The organism is Paraburkholderia sp. C35 (assembly GCF_003121405.1).
Lineage (GTDB): Bacteria > Pseudomonadota > Gammaproteobacteria > Burkholderiales > Burkholderiaceae > Paraburkholderia.
This window is the reverse complement of the sequence record NZ_QBUY01000075.1, coordinates 25,971-43,190: the sequence shown is the minus strand read 5'-3', so window position 1 is coordinate 43,190 and position 17,220 is coordinate 25,971. Positions and strand designations below refer to the sequence as shown.

Genomic DNA, 17,220 nt, shown 5'->3' with positions numbered 1-17,220 from the left:
GTTCAGCGGCTTTCTTTTGCCTACTTTTCTTTGCCGCGGCAAAGAAAAGTAGGTGCTGCCCCGCACAGGGGCGACGCATGAAGCACCAGCAAGAAATCGCGGATGCCAACGCCAACCTCAAGCCAAACCACAAACCAAACCACAAACCAAACCTCAACCAACCAACCGCAAAACAATAGGATAAAGCGTCGCAACCAGCAAAACCGCCATAGCGATATTGAAAGTCCGCAACCACACCGGCTTCGACAGAGCCCGCCGCATGGCGGTACCAAAAGCGGCCCACAGGCAAATGCACGGCAATCCGATCACATAAAACACGAACGCCATCAGCACCGCATTAACACCGAAATCGGCACTCAGATGAATCGTCGTCGCAGCGGTGAGCACCATCATCCACGCCTTCGGATTGACCCACTGAAACGCGATCGCTTCGTGAAACCGCATCGGGCGGCGCTCGCCCTTTTTGAGCTGCATCTCGCCCGACGTCCCGATCTTCCACGCGAGATACAGCAGATACACGACGCTCAGCACTTCGAGCACGGTGTACAGCACTTCAAAGCGCCGAAACGCCTCGCCAAGCCCGAACCCTACCGACAACATCAACAGCGCGACACCCGCGCTGATCCCAAGAATATGCGGCAGCGTGCGACGAAAACCGAAGTTGACGCCCGATGCCAGCAACATCGTATTGTTTGGCCCGGGTGTGATGGTCGTGACGAGCGCGAACAGGATGCCGGCAGGCAGGGCGCTGGCGCTCAGGGTGTCGAAGGTCATGGCGGCTCCGCAAGGTGACTCGAGGTTTACAAAGAGTTTAACGAGCGAAGCCGGTACAGTACCGGTACAGATTGCGAGATGATTTCCGGTACGGAGCGAAGATCGCGTTGTTCCTTGCCATAGCGCAAACATTCAGGGCAGGATGCATGGATGTCACATCATCGTCACTGAGTAACGCAACTGAGCAACGTCACTAAGCATGCACAACCCAAAGGACACATCCCCCGCACGTCTGAGCCTTCTCAAAGGCATTCTTCCGATCGACCGCGCGAAGGCCTGGCGCGACGTGTTCGCCGGCATCTCGCTCGCATCGATGGATATTCCGCAGGTGCTCGGCTACGCGCGCATCGCGGGCATGCCGGCCGTGACGGGGCTTTACACCGTGTTTCTGCCGCTGGTCGCGTTCGCGTTCTTCGGCGCGTCGCGCCATCTCGTCGTCGCCGCCGATTCGGCCACCGCAACGATCTTCGCCAGCCGCGCCTCGACCATCGCGCCGATGGGCAGTCCCGAGTACGTCGCGCTCGCAGGCATGGTCGCGTTGCTGACGGCCGCGCTGCTGCTGCTGGCCCGCGTCTTCAAGCTCGGCTTTCTCGCCGATTTCCTCTCGCGCACTGTGCTGGTCGGCTTTCTGACGGGCGTCGGCATACAGGTGTCGATTGCCATGCTCGGCGACATGTTCGGCATGACGGTGCCGTATCCGTCGTCACGCAGCCTTGCGCAACTGATCTACGTGATCGGCCATGCCGTGCATGCGCATCTGCCGACACTCGCGCTCACGCTGGCCGTGGTCGGCGCCATTCTGATCGGCAAGCGTTTCGTGCCGCGCGTGCCGATTCCGCTTGTCGCCGTGGTAGGCAGCATCGCGGCGAGCAAGACATTCGATTTCGCCGGCCATGGCATCACGGTGCTCGGTCCGATTCAGGGCGGTCTGCCGCCCATCGCGTTTCCATTCGTCACCTGGCAACAGTTTCTCGATCTCGTGCCCGTGGCGGCGTCGTGCTTCGTGATGATCATTGCGCAGAGCGCGGCGGCCGCCCGCGTGTTCGCGCAGCAGTACCACGAGGAAGTCGATACCAACGCGGACATTCTCGGGCTGGCGGCGGCCAATGCCGCAGCCGCATTCAGCGGCACCTTCGTCGTGAACGGCAGTCCGACGCAAACCGCCATGGCCGAACGGGCGGGTACGCGCAGCCAGATCGGACAGCTTGCGTTTGCCGTGGTCGTTGTCGTGGTGCTGCTGTTCCTCAGCGGCTATCTGCAATACCTGCCGCATTGCGTGCTCGCTGCGATCGTCTTCACGATCGCAGTGGGTCTCGTCAACGTGCCGAGCCTCTCGGCGATCCGCGCCGAAAGCCCCGGCGAATTCACGCTGGCGCTCATCACGGCGGCAGCGGTCGTGATGGTCGGCGTCGAGCATGGCATCCTGCTGGCGGTTGCCCTGTCGCTGTTGCGCCACGTACGGCACAGCTACCGGCCGCATACGATGGTGATGGAACCGTCGCCTGCCAACGGACGCTGGCAACCGGTGCCAGCGAAGCCCGGCATCATGACGGCGCCGGGACTCATCGTGTATCGCTTCGGTTCCGATCTGTTCTTCGCCAACGATCACGTCTTCACGTCAGAAGTGATCAAACTCGTCGATGCCGCCCCCGACGATCTGCATACGCTCGTCATCGATGCCGGCGCGATCACTGCGCTCGACTATTCAGCCGCCCGCACGTTGAGCGATCTGATTACGGATCTTCAGGAACGCAAGCTTGCCGTCATCTTCGGGCGCGTGAATCCTTATCTTCGCGCCGATATGGACCGGCATCGGATCACTGAAGTGGTCGGCAAGTCGAATGTATTCGACACGCTTCACGAAGCACTCGCCGCCGCCGGCATCAGCCCGCCGCGCGAAGTCAACGCAATGTAAAGGCTCCCGCGCAGCGACGCGCGTGGGCTTATCGCTTTCCCTGGATCGTTCGCCTGAACGCAGCATGACGCCATAGCGCATGCTGCGCCGCACTCCATCGTGCGGCGGCGCATCGCATCGTGTTCGCGTGCGAAGCGCTGTTTCGATTCCATTGCATACGCACGCATCTGCAGCATAGGGCAAGTCCCTAAGCGCATTTAGCCCTGCATTACCACCGCGCACATCGCCCTCCTACACTCAGCATCAAATAGAGGAGGGACGATATGGCCAAGCTGATTCACACGATGATCCGCGTGAAGGATCTCGACCGTTCGCTGAAGTTCTATCAAAGCGCATTCGGATTCGAACCGTCGCACCGGCTCGACTTCCCCGACTTCTCACTCGTCTATCTGCGCAACGCGGAAGCGGACAACGAGATCGAACTCACCTGGAACAAGGGACGCGAAGACGACTACTCGCATGGCGATGGCTATGGTCATGTCGCGTTCGTCGTCGATGACGTGAAGGGCGAGCGCGAACGTCTGATCCAGCTCGGCATGACACCCAACGACGTGCGCGAATTCAAGAACGACGACGGCGCATTGCTCGCGCGTTACTTCTTCATTCAGGACCCGGACGGCTACAAGGTCGAAGTGCTCGAACGGCACGGACATTATCAATAGACAAACATGACAACAAGCCGCGCGTGACGCGGTACCCCACAACACCACCCCAAGGAGACAGGCATGAGTCACAGAGTGATTCCCATCGAAGCGGAGCCTGCCGCGACGTCTGCGCATGCTCACGCCCACACGCACGCGCAACATGATGAAACCCACGCGTCCCACGCGCCGCGCTCGCTCAGCCGGCGCGAGTGGCTCAAGGGCACAGGCGTGCTGGTCGGCACGCTGGCGTTGTCGTCGGTGCTCGCGACACTCGCGCCCAGCCGCGTCTGGGCGCTCGAAATGCAGGCGCTCGATTCGCATCAGGGCGCCGTGCTGCTCGCGTTCGTCAAACAACAGTATCCGCACAAGACGCTCGACGATGCCGTCTACGCGCTGGTCGTGAAGGATCTCGATGGCAAGGCGCAAAAAGATCCCGCTACACGCCAGCAACTCGCCGACGGCATCAAGCAGCTCGACGCGCTCAACGGCTCCGACTGGACCAAACGTTCGCCCGCCGATCAGGCGCGCGACGTCGCCGCGATGGAGGGCACGCCGTTCTTCAAGACCGTGCGCACCACGGCCATCGTCTCGCTGTACAGCAACGACATGGCGTATGCGCACTTCGGCTATGGCGCGTCGCAGGGCGACGGCGGCTATCTGAACAAGGGCTTCAACGATCTCGCGTGGCTGCCGAACCCGCCCGCCGGCGCGAGCGGCCCGATTCCCACCGATAGCTGAGCAAAGGGAGACCTGACATGGACGACAACAACAAGGTGCATTTCTCGCACAACGATTCGCGCGCCGTAGTCATCATCGGCTCCGGCGCGGGTGGCGGCACGCTCGCGAACGAACTGGCGCAAAAGGGCATCGACGTGATCGTGCTCGAAGCGGGCAAGCTGCATACGCAAGGCGATTTCACGACTGACGAATGGGGCGCGTTCTCGATGCTGTCGTGGCTCGACAAGCGCACCACATCGGGCACGTGGCGCGTCGCGACGGACTTTCCGAACCTGCCCGCGTGGATCTGCAAGACGGTCGGCGGCACGACGACGCACTGGGCCGGCGCGAGCCTGCGCTTTCAGCCGCATGAATTCAAGGCCAAAACGCATTACGGCCAGATCAAGGATGCAAACCTGCTCGACTGGCCCGTGACAAGCGAGGAAATGGCGCCGTGGTACGACCGCGCCGAAAAGAAAATGGGCGTGACGCGCACCAACGGCTTGCCTGGTTTGCCCGGCAACAACAACTTCAAGGTGATGTACAACGGCGCGACCAAAGTCGGCTACAAGGAATGCAACACGGGCCACATGGCGACCAACAGCATCGTGCGCGACGACCGCGCGCATTGCTTCCAGCGCGGCTTCTGCTTCCAGGGTTGCCGCACAGGCGCGAAATGGTCGACGCTTTACACGGAAATTCCGCGCGCACAGGCGACAGGTCACATGGAGCTGCGCACCCAGGCGCAAGTCGTGAAGATTGAAACCGATGCGAAGGGCAAAGCGAGCGCAGTCGTCTATTACGATGCCGACGGCAAGCTGCAACGCCAGAAGGCACGCATCGTCGCGGTGGCGGGCAATTCGATCGAAACGCCGCGGCTGCTGCTGAACTCGCATTCGAGCCACTTCCCGGACGGGCTCGCCAATTCGTCAGGTCAGGTAGGGCGCAACTACATGCGTCACACCACGGGTTCCGTCTATGCCGTGTTCAACGACAAGGTGGACATGTACAAGGGCACGACGATGGCGGGCATCATCGAAGACGAAGCACGTTTCGATACGTCGCGCGGCTTCGCGGGCGGCTATCACATGGAAACGGTGTCGCTCGGCTTGCCGTTCTATGCGGCGTTTCTGAACCCGGGCGCATGGGGCCCGGATTTCACGGCGGCGATGGACGCGTATCCGTACACGGCGGGCATGTGGATCGTCGGCGAAGATATGCCGCGCGAAACCAACCGCATCACGCTGAACAACGACGTGAAGGATCAGTACGGCCTGCCCGTGCCGAACGTGCACTTCGACGATCATCCAAACGACGAGGCGATGCGCAATCACGGCTTCAAGCAGGGCGCAGCCGTGTATCAGGCGGCGGGCGCGAAGACGGTGTACAACGTGCCGCCGTATCCGTCGACGCATAACCTTGGCACCGCGCGCATGAGCGCGAGGCCGCAGGACGGTGTGTGCAACCGCTTCGGCCAGACCCATGACGTGCCGAATCTGTTCATCTCCGACGGCAGCCAGTTCACGACGGGCGCAGCGGAAAACCCGACGCTGACTATCGTGACGCTCGCAATCCGTCAGGCCGACCACATCGCAAACCAGATGAACAGGCGCACAATCTGATCGACACGCGAGAAAGAAACGGATGCGGCAGGCGGGCACGATGCGCGCCGCCGCATTCGACCAACCATGGAGGCACACCATGTGCAACGTGTACGTCAACGCGGACCCGATCCTGTACGAATCGCGCACGCGGTCGCTGCGCATTCACGGCGTGATCACGACCGTGCGCCTGGAGAATCTCTTCTGGGACGTGCTGCACGAAATCGCCTCGCGCGAAAACATGACGACCACGCAGTTCGCCGTGAAGCTTTACGACGAACTCATCACGCTGCGCGGCGAGGTGCCCAGCAATTTCGCTTCGTTCCTGCGCGTGTGCTGCCTGAGGTATCTGTCGATCGTCGCGGGCAAAAGCGACTTGAGCAGCTTTCCCGTACCCGTTCCTGTGCCTGAGCCGAAACCGCGAGTACTGAAGACGGTGTGATTGCAGGCGCGCGACCTCGAACTCAGCGCGAGTGCGTGCGAAACGCCTCGCCGCCATGTCCCGCGCGATCGACGGCGACGATGCGGTTGCGGCCGTTATCCTTGGCCTGATACAGCTGCGCGTCGATCAGATTGATGAAGGCGGTTGTGTCCATCGCACCGTTCGGAACGATCGTGCCGACGCCATAGCTCGCCGTCACGCGCTGCTGATGCGGCGAGCGCAGATGCGCAATGGCCGCGTCGTCGAGCAGTTCGCGGCAGCGTTCGGCGACGTTCACGGCGGTATCGGCATCCGTGTCCGGCAGCACCATCACGAATTCCTCGCCGCCGAAGCGGCCCAGAAAATCGCCGTCGCGCGTGGCTTGCGCGAGCACGCCTGCGACGCGCTTCAGGCATTCGTCGCCCTGAATGTGGCCGTAGTAATCGTTGTAGGCCTTGAAGAAATCGATGTCGATCATGATCAGCGACAGTGCCTTGCCGCTGGCCAGGCCGTCAGCCCCCGCCTTCTGCATCACATTGTCGAACATGCGGCGATTGCCCGCGCCCGTGAGGCCGTCCTTGAACGCCAGGTCTTCGAGTTCCTTCTGCAGACGCGCGAGCTTTTCTTCCGTGCGCTTGCGTTCGCTGATGTCGAACATGAAGCCGATCAGCGAATCGACGCCGCCTTCCGGCGTGCGCACCACGTGCACCACGTCGCGCAGCCACACGTAGCCGCCATCTTTGGTGAGCGCCCGATAGTCCGCTTCGTGATCGGTGCCGGCCTGCGATTGCGCGACGCAAAATTCGACCACTTTCTGGCGGTCTTCGGGATGCATGCGCTCGGCCCAGTCGTTGACTGTCTGCCACGACGACGGCGCCCAGCCGAGCAGGGCTTCGATCTGCGGGCCGATATAGGTGAACGCCATGGTCGCCCAGTCGATCTTCCAGGGAATCGCTTTGGTCGATTCGAGCAGCGTCCGATAAACGGCCGTGTCGTGTTCGAGCCGCTCGCCTTCGGCGCGCATGCTGTCGTTCGAATCGTCATGGCGCAGGAAAGCCGCGCCGAGCATGTCTTGCGTGTCGTCGATTTTCTTCATGTTCGCTTCGTATGAGTCGATTGCGCGCAACGGCGCGCTTCGCCATGTCAACGGCACGGCGGCGCGGCTTCTTGATCGGCTGAAACCCGGACGGACAATTCTACCGGCGCGGCCACCGCATGCGACGCACGCCAAAAATCCCGTGCTCATGCATCGCGTGCGAGACAGCTGCGGAACATCTCGATCAGTGCGCGAACCTTGGGCGGCGTGTGCTGCGTGGGCGGAAACACGGCCTGGATGCCCGCCGGTTCGGTCGACCATTCCGGCAGCAGGCGCACGAGGCGGCCCGCCGCGACGTCGCCGCCCACGGAGAAATCAGTCAGCAGACCACTGCCGCCGCCTGCCAGCGGCGCCGCGCGCGCGGCTTCCGCCGTGTTGACGAGAAACGCGATCTCGCAGCGCACGCTTTCCGCGGCGCCGTTTGCGTGGCGCAGGTCGAGCGTCTGCGGGCGCTGCAACACCGTCAGCGCGACGAAAGGCATGGCGGCGAGTTCGGCGGGCGTATCCGGCTCGCCCCAGCTGTCGACGACCTCCGGGCTGGCGACCACCCAGTTCTCGAAGCGCCCAAGCGTGACCGCGCGATAGTTCGAATCGGGCAGCCGCCCGAGCCGGATCGCGACATCGATGCCGTCTGCAATCAGATCGACGAGATGGTCGCTGCACAGCAGTTCGATATCGAGCCGGGGATGCGCGCGGCGCAGCGCGACCAGCGCGGGCGCGACGGCGAGCGTGCCGTAATCGATCGGGCAACTCACGCGCAGCGTGCCGCGCACGGGCGCCTCCTCGCCGCCGATTTCAGCCAGCGCTTCTTCCGCCGCGCGCAGGATCTTCACGCTGGCGTCGTAAAACGCGCGCCCCGCTTCCGTGATGCCGAGCCGGCGCGTGGTGCGCACCAGCAGGCTCGCGCCCACTTCGGCCTCGAGACGCTGCATGTGCGTGCTGACCATCGTCTTGGCCAGCCCGAGCCGCGCGGCGGCCGCCGTCAGCGAGCCGGCATCGACCACCGCGACGAAGACGGCCAGCCGGTTCAGGTTCACGTCGCGCACATCAGGCATGGCGATTGTCCACTTTAAGAGGATTGTGTTTATAAGGTTAGCAGGCTTCTGCGGGCAGGCGGCGCGCATTACTCTGGCATTGTCCAACATGATCGAACCCGGAGTCCCGAATGCCCGCAGCCAAGCCCGCCCAGCCTATCCGCCTGTACACGACCCTGCTCTCGGGCCACGGACATCGCGTGAAGCTGTTTCTGACTTTGCTCGATCTGCCGTTCGAGGTGATCGAACTGAACATGCGCGAAGGCGACAACCGCAAGCCCGAGTATCTGGCGCTGAACCCGTTCGGCCAGGTGCCGACCATTCAGGACGGCGACCTCACACTGTTCGATTCGAACGCGATTCTGGTCTATCTGGCCAAGCGCTACGGCGACGCTTCGTGGCTGCCGGACGATCCGCTCGGCGCGGCGGCTGTGCAGCGCTGGCTGTCGCTGGCGGCGGGGCAGATCGCCTTCGGTCCGTGTTCGGCGCGGCTCGTCACGGTGTTCGGCGCGCCGCTGAACCACGAGACGGCTAAGGGCATCGCGGTGAAGCTGTTCGACGTGATCGAGCGCGAACTCGGCACGAAGCCGTTCGCCGCCGGCGATCACGTGACGATCGCCGACATCGCCGCGCACACGTATATCGCGCACGCGCCGGAAGGCGGCGTGTCGCTGGAGCCGTATCCGAACATTCGCGCGTGGCTGCGCCGTGTCGAAGCGCTGCCGCGTTTCGTCGCGATGCCGGCCACGAAAGCGGGGCTGCTCGCGGAGTAACTGGCGAGCGGTTCCACGTAGCGCATCACGCTGACGTATTGCTGCCTGCAGGAGCCTGACATGTCCGATTTCATTCCTTTGAACGGCTGGGGTCTCGACACCTCGCCGTTTCACGCCGACGAAGTGGCCGCGCAGCGGCTGGCCGGCGTGGACAGTCAGGCGGATTCGGCGGGCCGCCGCGGCATTCGCCGCTACATGCCGGATCAGCACCGCGAGTTCTACGCGCAGCAGCCGTTCATGATCTTCGGCGGCGTCGATGCGGGCGGGCAGCCGTGGGCGACGATCCGCACGGGTGCGCCAGGCTTCGTGTCGTCGCCGGATGCGAACACGTTGCGCATCGACAGCCGCGCGCTGCCAGGCGATCCGCTCGGCACGAACTGGCAGGCGGGCGCGATGATCGGTGGACTCGGCATCCAGCCGCATACGCGGCGGCGCAACCGCATCAACGGCGTGGTGAAAGCGGTGGACGGCGATACCGTCACGCTCCAGGTGACGCAAAGCTTCGGCAATTGCGCGAAGTACATTCAGGGCCGCGTGCCGACGTTTATTGACCGTGCCTCGGGCGAAGCGCCCGCATCACAGGAAACGTCGGCGTATCTGAGCGACGCCGACCGCGCACTGCTGGCGCGTGCCGACACGTTCTTCATCGCGAGCGCCAACACGGCCGACGAAGCGGGCCTGGCGCGCGGCGTGGACGTGTCGCATCGCGGCGGTACGCCCGGTTTCGTACGTATCGACGATGCCGCCACGCTGACCACGCCCGATTTCACCGGCAACAAGTTCTTCAACACGATCGGCAATCTGCTGCACGATCCGCGCGCGGGTTTGCTGTTCGTCGATTTTGCAAACGGCGACTTGCTCTATATCGCCGTGCGTGCCGAGATCATCTGGCAAGGGCCGGAACTGGCCGCGTTTGAAGGCGCCGAGCGGCTGATGCGCTTTCACGTGCAGGAAGTGCGGCGCAGCAAGGGCGTGCTGCCGTTTCGCTGGTCCGAGGTCGAATACGCGCCGCAGTTCGCCGCAGCGATGCGCAAAGCGGCGGCTGCATCGCCGTGGCGCAAGCTGAAGGTGGCGGCGGTTGTCGACGAAACGCCTTTTGTGCGCTCGTTCTACTTCGAGGCGACGGATGGTGCGCCATTGGCTGCGTATCAGCCAGGTCAGTATCTGCCGATTCGCGTGCCAGTCGAAGGACGCGACGCGCCGTTGACGCGCACGTACACGCTGTCTGACGCGCACGATCCGCGCCACTACCGGATCAGCGTGAAGCGCGAAGGCATCGCGTCGAACTGGCTGCACGACCATCTCGCGGCGGGCGTGGAAATCGAAGCGATGGCGCCGCGCGGCGCATTCGTCTACGACGCGCAAAGCACGCGGCCGGTGGTGCTCATCTCGGCGGGCATCGGCATTACGCCGATGATCGCGATGCTGCATCACGAGTTGAACGCGCGGGCCGAATCGAATCTGCACGCAAAGCGTGTGTTCTTTTTCCACGGCGCGCGCAGCGATCGGGAGCGTCCGTTTAGCGCGCATTTGAAGGATGTGGCGGCGCGCTATGCGTCGGTGTCGATGCATCTGTTCGATAGCGTTTCGAGCGAACCCGCTGACGGCATCCATTCAGGCCGCGTCGATATCGCGGCGCTCAAGCGCACGCTGCCGTTCGACGACTACGATTTCTACCTGTGCGGCCCCGAGCAGTTCATGCGCGATCTGTACGAAGGACTGCGCGCGCTGAACGTCGCCGACGAGCGCATCCGTTTCGAAGCGTTTGGCCCTGCCAGCGTGAAGCGCACGCCGACGCATGCTGCCGTGGCGGAAGAGAAGCTTGAAGCCGGCGGAGTACAGGTGACGTTCGCTCGCTCGCAGCAAACGGTGCAATGGCTGCCGAAGCACGGCAATCTGCTCGATTTCGCCGAGAAGCACGGCATCGAAACGCAATCGAGTTGCCGTTCCGGCATGTGCGGCACGTGCTCGACGAAAGTGCTGTCCGGGAAAACCGCTTACGACGGCGACATCGAAGCGGAAGTCGCCGACGGATGCGCGTTGATCTGCATGGCGCATCCTGTCGTCGAAGAAGGGCAGAGCGCGAGCCTGACGCTGGATCTCTGAGCTTACTTGCCGGCGCCTGTCGAAGGCACGCAGGTCAGGACGAGCGCGCTGCCGTTGCCTGCTTCGCCGCTGAGCATCGCGCGATGAAACTCACGATGGTCGCATGACCATTCCGCGGTGAAATCGCGTGCACACGATGCATGCTGCGTCGCATCGAAGCGCGCTGGCACGACGTAGCTGCATGTCGTGCGGTCGTTGCAGTGCGTGGCCAGATCCTGAGTGGAATTTCCGGCTGTTGCGCCACAATTCGCGCCGTAGGTTGCCGATTGAATGCGGATACGTTGCGCCTGATCGGCCATGCTGGAGATGGAAACAATCGAGCCCGCAATCGCCATGCAGATAAACAGGCCAGGTCTGCGTTTCATGATGTTTCTCCCGCTGTCGGGCGCGTCGTCGCGCTGACGGATTCGCGTCGCTACAGTGTCGCTCCAAAATGACCACAATGCAAAAAGGCCCGCATTTTGCGGGCCTTTTTGTGTCGGGAGAGCGTTTCAGCCGTGCGTGTTGCGCACGGGCGGAAAATGCTTTTTACTCGCAGCGAAACTCAGGCGCCGGAAGCGCTCGCGTGTGTGTTCCTCTTCGAAATGCGCGATGGAAGGCTTCACCAGATCGCTGCGTGACACGATGCCAAGCAGTTGCATCGAGTGATGGTCGGCAACCACGGGCAAGCGTTCGAGGCCATGTACGGCAAGACGCGTTGCGACGAGGCGGCAGGTTTCGTCGGGCAGCGCGACTGTCAGCTTATGGTCTTTCAATACATCGGCGAGCGGCGTGTCGAGCGTATGCGGCGTCGCGCCGTCGCGCACGGCGTCGCGCACGGCGTCGAGCATTGCGCGATCGATGATGCCGATCACGCCGGGCATGCCGGGCACGCCACCGTCCGCGCGCACGACGGGATACGCACGCCGTTTCTGCGTTGCGCCGAAATATCCGGCAAGCGCATCACGCACGCAGAGCGCGCCATCGATCGTATCGACGTGTTGCGTCATCACTTCATCCACGTAATGCCGTTCGAGCGGATCGACGCCGTACTCGCGATAGATGTGATAGCCGCGCCGCGCGATCTTTTCCGTCATGATCGAACGCTTCATGACGACGGTCGCGAAGCCATGCGCGACCAGCGTCGCGGCGAGCAGCGGCAGCAGCGCGTTGCTGTCGTGCGTGAGGCCGAAGGCGAACACGATGGCCGTCAGCGGCGCACCGAGCGTGGCGCCGAGCGTCGCCGCCATGCACACGAGCGGCCACAGCGCGGGATCGTTGCCGGGCAGCACATGGCCGAGCACGGTGCCGAGTCCCGCGCCGAGCATCAGCAGCGGCGCGAGCACGCCGCCCGACGTGCCGGAGCCGAGCGCGATCACCCAGATCACGGCCTTGACGGCGAGAATCGCCACGGCCACCTGCAGCGCGATATGTTGATGCAGCAGATCGCCGATCACGTCGTAGCCCACGCCGAGCGCGCGCGGCTCGATGAATCCGCCGATGCCGACTGCAAGCCCGCCGATAGCCGGCCACCACATCCAGTGCAGCGGCAGCTTGTGAAACAGGTCTTCCGTCTTGTACAGACCGGCCGATAAACCCGATGCCAACGCACCCGACAACAGCCCGGCAATCACGCACGAAAACAGCGAAATAGCCGTAGGCGGCGCAGTTTGCAACGCGAAGAGCGGCTCGGTGCCGAAGAACATCGCCCGTGCAACGCCGGCGACGGCGCATGCCAAGGCGACGGGCAGAAAGCTGCGCGGCCGCCATTCGAACAGCAGCAATTCGACGGCGAGCAGCACGGCGGCGACGGGCGTGCCGAACACGGCCGTCATGCCGGCCGTCGCACCCGCGACGAGCAGGGTCTTGCGTTCCGCCGACGTCACCTTCACGCACTGCGCGATCAGCGAGCCGAGCGCGCCGCCCGTCATGATGATCGGGCCTTCCGCGCCGAACGGCCCGCCGCTGCCGATCACGACACCCGACGACAGCGGCTTGAGCACGGCGACTTTCGGCGACATGCGACTCTTGCCGAACAGAATCGCTTCGATCGCTTCAGGAATGCCGTGGCCGCGAATTTTCTCCGAACCAAACCGCGCCATCATGCCGACGATCAGTCCGCCCACGACGGGAATGGCGATCACCCCCGCACCGAGCGTGTTGGTCGCGGGCGAGCGGTCCGCAAACGAGAAGGCGCCGAAGAAGAACAGGTTGGTGAACAGATGGATCAGACTCAGCAGCACGAATGCGGCGAGCGTGCTGAGCAGGCCAATGCCCGCCGCCAGCGCGGAAATGCCGGGCAGGCGCGCGTTGCTGGCGAAGTCGCGCTTGTGGGAGTTGTTGCTCATGAAGGCTGTACCACGGTGATGTTCCAGTTCCGTGCTGCCACGCTGGAATCAAAGATCGATTTGCGGAATCGTGAATGCGCCCTTGAGCGAGCGCAGTTCCGCGCGATGCAGTTCCGCGAGTCGCGCCAGTACTTTCTCGCCCGCCTTTAGCAGATGCACTTCCACCTGGCGGCGATCGGTCTCGCTGATCTTGCGCTTGACGAGTTCGAGCGCTTCGCAGCGCGATACCAGCGCGACCACGCCGTGATGCTGCGCCTGCAGCCGGTCGGCGAGTTCGCCGATGGTGGCCCATTCGCGATCCGGGTAGCCCTTGATATGCAGCAGCAACAGGTATTGCAGCGGCGTGATGCCTTCGCCTTGCGCAGCCTGTTCGGAGAACCGCTCGAAGCGCCGCATCTGATAGCGAAACTCCGAAAGTTGTTCGTAGTCCGCCTTGTTCAATGTGCGTGTGAGAACTTTCATAGCGATGGCCGTGCGAGGGAAAGTAAAAAATGTATCACAAAATGATATAAGTGGCGATGCCTGGGGCATCGCCATGTGAAACATCCAATGTGGATTCGAAGTTCTTGAGCCGCGTTCAGGCGGCGGGACGCTGCTGTTGTGCTTGAGCTTGAGCCTGCATCTGCGTCTGACGGTACAGGCCCGCAATCAGATCGGACTGCGTGATGATGCCGACCAGCCTGTCGTGCGAATCGATCACGGGGATGTGATGATGGCCGTCGTCGGCGAAGAGCGGCACCAGTTCGACGATCGGCGTGCTGGTGGCGACAGTGCGCACGTGCGTCGTCATGACCGTGCTGACGAGGCGCCCACGCGTGGCATCGCGTTTGAAGAGACGCGCGGCGATGGCTTCCATCAGGCGCAGATCGGCGCTCTTCGGTTTGTTCGCGAGATCGGCGCGCGTGACGATGCCCACTACATGCTGACGCCTGTCGATTACAGGCAGCGCCTTGATCGCGTGGCGCTGCAGCAGATCGGCGGCGGCGCGCAGCGTGGTGTCGGGCGCGATGCTCACGACAGGCGCCGACATCACGTCGCGGCACGCCAGTTCGCTGAAGGTGCGTGCGTAGGCTTGCAACTGGGTTTCGCGGAACAGCGTTTCGAGGTCTTCCGGGTCGATGTCGAGCAGTTCGCCGCGCCGGTTCAGCACGGCTTCCAGATCGGCGCGCGTGATGTTGTGGCCGGACGCCGCCGCCGCGGCGGCTTGCGGCGCGGCGGGCGCGATGCGCAGTGCATGCGGATAGCGGTGGCCCGTCACCGCGTGATAGACGAGCGCCGCGCCGAGCAGCGCCGCCGACTGGATCAGCACCGGCTCCAGCACGAAACCGTAGCCGAGCGCATGAATAGCCGGCCCGCCGACCACGGCTGTCAGCGCCACCGCGCCTGATGGCGGGTGCACACAGCGCAGCGCGAACATCAGGGCAATCGACACGCCCACGGCCAGCGCCGCTGCCGCGACAGGATCGCTGATCAGCATCGCGCAGGTCACGCCGACCGTCGCCGATACCAGATTCCCGCCAATGATCGACCACGGCTGCGCGAGCGGACTGGCGGGGACGGCGAACAGCAGCACGGCGGACGCGCCCATGGGCGCGATCAGCATGGGGATGCTCGCGTCCGGGCCGAGCAGCAGATGCATGCTGCCGCCCGTGAAGGCAATGCCGATCAGCGCGCCGAGCGCCGAGCGCATGCGCTCGGGCCATTTGACGTTCATCGCGGCGGGATAGAAGCGCGCCAGCCACTGGAAAAAGAGGGAGCGGGTCAAAATGTTGTTCGAGGAAGTCGACGGGGAAGCAGGCAGGCGTACGGTAAGGGAAAAGGCATCTGAAAGCCAACAACTTGTCGTCATAGATATATGCCAACGTGATATAAATCCGCCGCAATGCCCGTCTGGTGGACCTCCGCAGGGTCTGGAAATGCAGGGAAAACCCGCACGAAAGGTCAGGTTGCAGTGCATCATGATGTGATATGAATCGGGATGCGACCGCCGCTCGCGGCAGCGCAGCCAGAATGCCGCTGGCTGGCGCATTGCCGCATTAACGGGCATGATCGTGCCGTGTGCCTGCCTCAACCTTCCCGGCACATACCTAACCCACCGACGCGCCTTGAGGAGATCGAGCATGGAACCCTTTGACGCCGCCAATCCGTTTGCGGAGTTCAACAAGTTGTTCGAACAGTTCAAGCTCCCCGGATTCGACGTACCCGCTGTGATGGAAGCGCGCCGTAAGGATGTCGAGGCCCTGATCGCCGCCAATCAGACGGCCGTGCAGGGCATGCAGGCGCTCGCGCAGAAACAGGCCGAGATGCTGCGCACGACGCTGACCGAACTGCAGGATGTCGCGCAGAAGCAGGCCGCTGCAGGCGGCGTGCCGTCGGCGCAGACGGCCGAACTGGTCCAGCAGACGCTGCACAAGGCGCTTGCCGACATACAGCAGCTCACGCAGGCGGCCTATCGCACGCAAGCCGATTCGTATGCGGTGATCGCAAAACGCGTCGAAGAAAACGTCGAAGAGCTGAAGACGCTGCTGCAGAAGAAATAAGGCGCTTCAAAGCACCCTGCGCAGCCGGAGCCACGCAGAGCACCCAGGCCGCGCGCAAGTAGCACGCCAACGCGTGCTACTTGCGCGCGGACGCCTGTGCAATCACGCGATGCACGAAGCGCAGCTTGTCGACCACGGGCGGCGCCAGCGTGAACGGATACCCGTCCGGCATGCCGAGACTGCGGTTCAGGCTGTTCAGCGCGTCCGTCAGCGGATACCAGCGCTTGATCAGGCTATCGAAGCTGGCTTCCTCGACGGGCGTCTGATCGGTGAGGCGCGGCTCGCTCGGCTCGCTCGGCAGCAGCGCGAGGCCGTAAGCCGTCGACGTATCCAGCACATCGACGATCAGCAGGTAATGCGCCCACGTTTCCGCCCAGTCTTCCCACGGATGCATCGTCGCGTAGGCGCTGATGTAGCTGTTTTCCCAGTCGGCGGGCGCGCCGTCGCGATAGTAGTTCTCCAGCGCCACGCCATAGTCGGCCTGTTCGTCGCCGAAAAGGGCGCGGTACGGTTCGAGCCATTGCGTGCCCGTAATCAGCTTTTCGAAGTAGTAGTGGCCCGACTCGTGCCGGAAATGCCCGAGCAGCGTCCGGTACGGCTCGCGCATGTCGGTGCGGACTTTCTCGCGATGCGCGTCGTCGGCTTCGGCGATGTTCAGCGTGATGCGGCCGTTGTCGTGGCCTGTCATCACCGGCTCGCCGTCGCCGGTGTTTTCGAGGAACTCGAATTCCAGCCCGTTCTCGGGATCGGCCTGACGCGATTCGATGGGCAGACCGAGCCCGTCCAGCGTGTAGAGCAGGCGGCGCTTCGCGATCTCCAGCCGATACCAGTAGAGTCGATTGTTGTTCGCTTCCGTCAGGTTCGGGATGGTGTGCGTGAGGCGGCAGGAGCGGCACAAGGTTTCGGAATCGTCGGCGGGCAGCATCCAGTTGCACACGTTCTCGACCGCGTAGTTGTGGCACTGGCGGTACAGCTTGCCTTGCGCGTCGGGATGCAGGCTGCGCCACTGGCCGTCGCCCGCGTCTTCGAACGCGCTGATTTCGTGCAGTTCCGGCACGTAGCCGAGCAGCGCTTCGCAGCGCTCGCACAGCACGTTCTCGAAGAACACGCGCTGGTCGCATCGGTTGCAATGGAAGGCTTTCATCGCTTCAATCCGTTTCTGTCGTCTTGCAGTGGATGAGGTGTGAACTTCAGGTGTGGCGTGCGCCAGAAACCGGGCCGTTTGAAACGCGGCGGCGCGCGTGGCTTCCCGCAATCTTCATGCCGCGCGGG

16 protein-coding genes are annotated in these 17,220 nt (G+C 63.4%); 8 read left to right on the top strand and 8 right to left on the bottom strand.

Going from position 1 to position 17,220, the window contains the following annotated elements; translation table 11 throughout:
* Window positions 1-153 precede the first annotated feature (153 nt).
* Window positions 154-774, bottom strand: coding sequence for a LysE family translocator (locus tag DK391_RS31295; RefSeq protein WP_109481877.1), 621 nt, complete (start codon window positions 772-774; stop codon window positions 154-156).
* Window positions 775-973: 199 nt separating this feature from the next.
* Here DK391_RS31295 and DK391_RS31290 point away from each other — a divergent pair, with 199 nt between their 5' ends.
* From DK391_RS31290 to DK391_RS31265, 5 genes are all read left to right on the top strand, one after another.
* A complete protein-coding gene (locus DK391_RS31290; protein ID WP_109481876.1) occupies window positions 974-2,689 on the top strand; it encodes a SulP family inorganic anion transporter in 1,716 nt (571 codons plus the stop codon).
* A 263-nt stretch (window positions 2,690-2,952) separates the two neighbouring features.
* Window positions 2,953-3,351, top strand: a complete 399-nt coding sequence (locus DK391_RS31280; RefSeq protein WP_109481874.1) for a VOC family protein — start codon at window positions 2,953-2,955, stop codon at window positions 3,349-3,351.
* A gap of 63 nt (window positions 3,352-3,414) precedes the next feature.
* Window positions 3,415-4,071 (top strand): twin-arginine translocation signal domain-containing protein, encoded by a 657-nt coding sequence (locus DK391_RS31275; protein WP_109481873.1) that lies wholly within the window; start codon window positions 3,415-3,417, stop codon window positions 4,069-4,071.
* Between the two features lie 17 nt (window positions 4,072-4,088).
* Window positions 4,089-5,672: a GMC family oxidoreductase gene (locus tag DK391_RS31270; protein ID WP_109481872.1), complete on the top strand. Its 1,584-nt coding sequence runs from the start codon at window positions 4,089-4,091 to the stop codon at window positions 5,670-5,672.
* 79 nt (window positions 5,673-5,751) lie between these two features.
* Window positions 5,752-6,093: a ribbon-helix-helix domain-containing protein gene (locus DK391_RS31265; RefSeq protein ID WP_109481880.1), complete on the top strand. Its 342-nt coding sequence runs from the start codon at window positions 5,752-5,754 to the stop codon at window positions 6,091-6,093.
* Window positions 6,094-6,115: 22 nt separating this feature from the next.
* On the opposite strand, the gene DK391_RS31260 is transcribed toward DK391_RS31265, so the two are convergent.
* The gene (locus DK391_RS31260; protein ID WP_109481879.1) at window positions 6,116-7,168 is read right to left on the bottom strand and encodes a sensor domain-containing diguanylate cyclase; all 1,053 of its coding nucleotides are present in this window, start codon (window positions 7,166-7,168) and stop codon (window positions 6,116-6,118) included.
* 146 nt (window positions 7,169-7,314) lie between these two features.
* A complete protein-coding gene (locus tag DK391_RS31255) occupies window positions 7,315-8,223 on the bottom strand; it encodes a LysR family transcriptional regulator (protein ID WP_109481871.1) in 909 nt (302 codons plus the stop codon).
* A gap of 110 nt (window positions 8,224-8,333) precedes the next feature.
* On the opposite strand from DK391_RS31255, the gene DK391_RS31250 reads away from it, so the two are divergent.
* Entirely contained in the window at window positions 8,334-8,975 is a 642-nt protein-coding gene (locus DK391_RS31250; protein WP_109481870.1) for a glutathione S-transferase, read from the top strand.
* Window positions 8,976-9,035: 60 nt separating this feature from the next.
* Window positions 9,036-11,081, top strand: coding sequence for a pyridoxamine 5'-phosphate oxidase family protein (locus tag DK391_RS31245; RefSeq protein WP_109481869.1), 2,046 nt, complete (start codon window positions 9,036-9,038; stop codon window positions 11,079-11,081).
* 2 nt (window positions 11,082-11,083) lie between these two features.
* On the opposite strand, the gene DK391_RS31240 is transcribed toward DK391_RS31245, so the two are convergent.
* The 4 genes from DK391_RS31240 to DK391_RS31225 all read right to left on the bottom strand — a co-directional run bounded on the left by DK391_RS31240 (window position 11,084) and on the right by DK391_RS31225 (window position 15,122).
* The gene (locus DK391_RS31240; RefSeq protein WP_109481868.1) at window positions 11,084-11,446 is read right to left on the bottom strand and encodes a hypothetical protein; all 363 of its coding nucleotides are present in this window, start codon (window positions 11,444-11,446) and stop codon (window positions 11,084-11,086) included.
* Window positions 11,447-11,572: 126 nt separating this feature from the next.
* Entirely contained in the window at window positions 11,573-13,408 is a 1,836-nt protein-coding gene (locus DK391_RS31235) for a chloride channel protein (protein ID WP_109481867.1), read from the bottom strand.
* Window positions 13,409-13,456: 48 nt separating this feature from the next.
* Complete coding sequence (locus DK391_RS31230) at window positions 13,457-13,870, bottom strand: helix-turn-helix domain-containing protein (protein ID WP_109481866.1); 414 nt, start codon at window positions 13,868-13,870, stop codon at window positions 13,457-13,459.
* 115 nt (window positions 13,871-13,985) lie between these two features.
* The gene (locus DK391_RS31225; RefSeq protein ID WP_109481878.1) at window positions 13,986-15,122 is read right to left on the bottom strand and encodes an HPP family protein; all 1,137 of its coding nucleotides are present in this window, start codon (window positions 15,120-15,122) and stop codon (window positions 13,986-13,988) included.
* A gap of 406 nt (window positions 15,123-15,528) precedes the next feature.
* Here DK391_RS31225 and DK391_RS31220 point away from each other — a divergent pair, with 406 nt between their 5' ends.
* Window positions 15,529-15,948 carry a phasin family protein gene (locus DK391_RS31220; RefSeq protein ID WP_109481865.1) on the top strand — a complete coding sequence of 140 codons (420 nt, stop codon included), beginning with the start codon at window positions 15,529-15,531 and terminating at the stop codon, window positions 15,946-15,948.
* 76 nt (window positions 15,949-16,024) lie between these two features.
* Here the strand turns inward: DK391_RS31220 and DK391_RS31215 are convergent, their stop codons facing one another.
* On the bottom strand, window positions 16,025-17,092 hold the full coding sequence (locus tag DK391_RS31215) for a putative zinc-binding metallopeptidase (protein ID WP_109481864.1): 1,068 nt from the start codon (window positions 17,090-17,092) through the stop codon (window positions 16,025-16,027).
* Between the last annotated feature and the right edge of the window lie 128 nt (window positions 17,093-17,220).

Excerpts from the sequence above, each read along its gene's own strand:
- DK391_RS31295 (WP_109481877.1), bottom strand. The coding sequence starts at position 774 with ATGACCTTCGACACCCTGAGCGCCAGCGCCCTGCCTGCCGGCATCCTG.
- DK391_RS31290 (WP_109481876.1), top strand. The coding sequence starts at position 974 with ATGCACAACCCAAAGGACACATCCCCCGCACGTCTGAGCCTTCTCAAA.
- DK391_RS31280 (WP_109481874.1), top strand. The coding sequence starts at position 2,953 with ATGGCCAAGCTGATTCACACGATGATCCGCGTGAAGGATCTCGACCGT.
- DK391_RS31275 (WP_109481873.1), top strand. The coding sequence starts at position 3,415 with ATGAGTCACAGAGTGATTCCCATCGAAGCGGAGCCTGCCGCGACGTCT.
- DK391_RS31270 (WP_109481872.1), top strand. The coding sequence starts at position 4,089 with ATGGACGACAACAACAAGGTGCATTTCTCGCACAACGATTCGCGCGCC.
- DK391_RS31265 (WP_109481880.1), top strand. The coding sequence starts at position 5,752 with ATGTGCAACGTGTACGTCAACGCGGACCCGATCCTGTACGAATCGCGC.
- DK391_RS31260 (WP_109481879.1), bottom strand. The coding sequence starts at position 7,168 with ATGAAGAAAATCGACGACACGCAAGACATGCTCGGCGCGGCTTTCCTG.
- DK391_RS31255 (WP_109481871.1), bottom strand. The coding sequence starts at position 8,223 with ATGCCTGATGTGCGCGACGTGAACCTGAACCGGCTGGCCGTCTTCGTC.
- DK391_RS31250 (WP_109481870.1), top strand. The coding sequence starts at position 8,334 with ATGCCCGCAGCCAAGCCCGCCCAGCCTATCCGCCTGTACACGACCCTG.
- DK391_RS31245 (WP_109481869.1), top strand. The coding sequence starts at position 9,036 with ATGTCCGATTTCATTCCTTTGAACGGCTGGGGTCTCGACACCTCGCCG.
- DK391_RS31240 (WP_109481868.1), bottom strand. The coding sequence starts at position 11,446 with ATGAAACGCAGACCTGGCCTGTTTATCTGCATGGCGATTGCGGGCTCG.
- DK391_RS31235 (WP_109481867.1), bottom strand. The coding sequence starts at position 13,408 with ATGAGCAACAACTCCCACAAGCGCGACTTCGCCAGCAACGCGCGCCTG.
- DK391_RS31230 (WP_109481866.1), bottom strand. The coding sequence starts at position 13,870 with ATGAAAGTTCTCACACGCACATTGAACAAGGCGGACTACGAACAACTT.
- DK391_RS31225 (WP_109481878.1), bottom strand. The coding sequence starts at position 15,122 with ATGAACGTCAAATGGCCCGAGCGCATGCGCTCGGCGCTCGGCGCGCTG.
- DK391_RS31220 (WP_109481865.1), top strand. The coding sequence starts at position 15,529 with ATGGAACCCTTTGACGCCGCCAATCCGTTTGCGGAGTTCAACAAGTTG.
- DK391_RS31215 (WP_109481864.1), bottom strand. The coding sequence starts at position 17,092 with ATGAAAGCCTTCCATTGCAACCGATGCGACCAGCGCGTGTTCTTCGAG.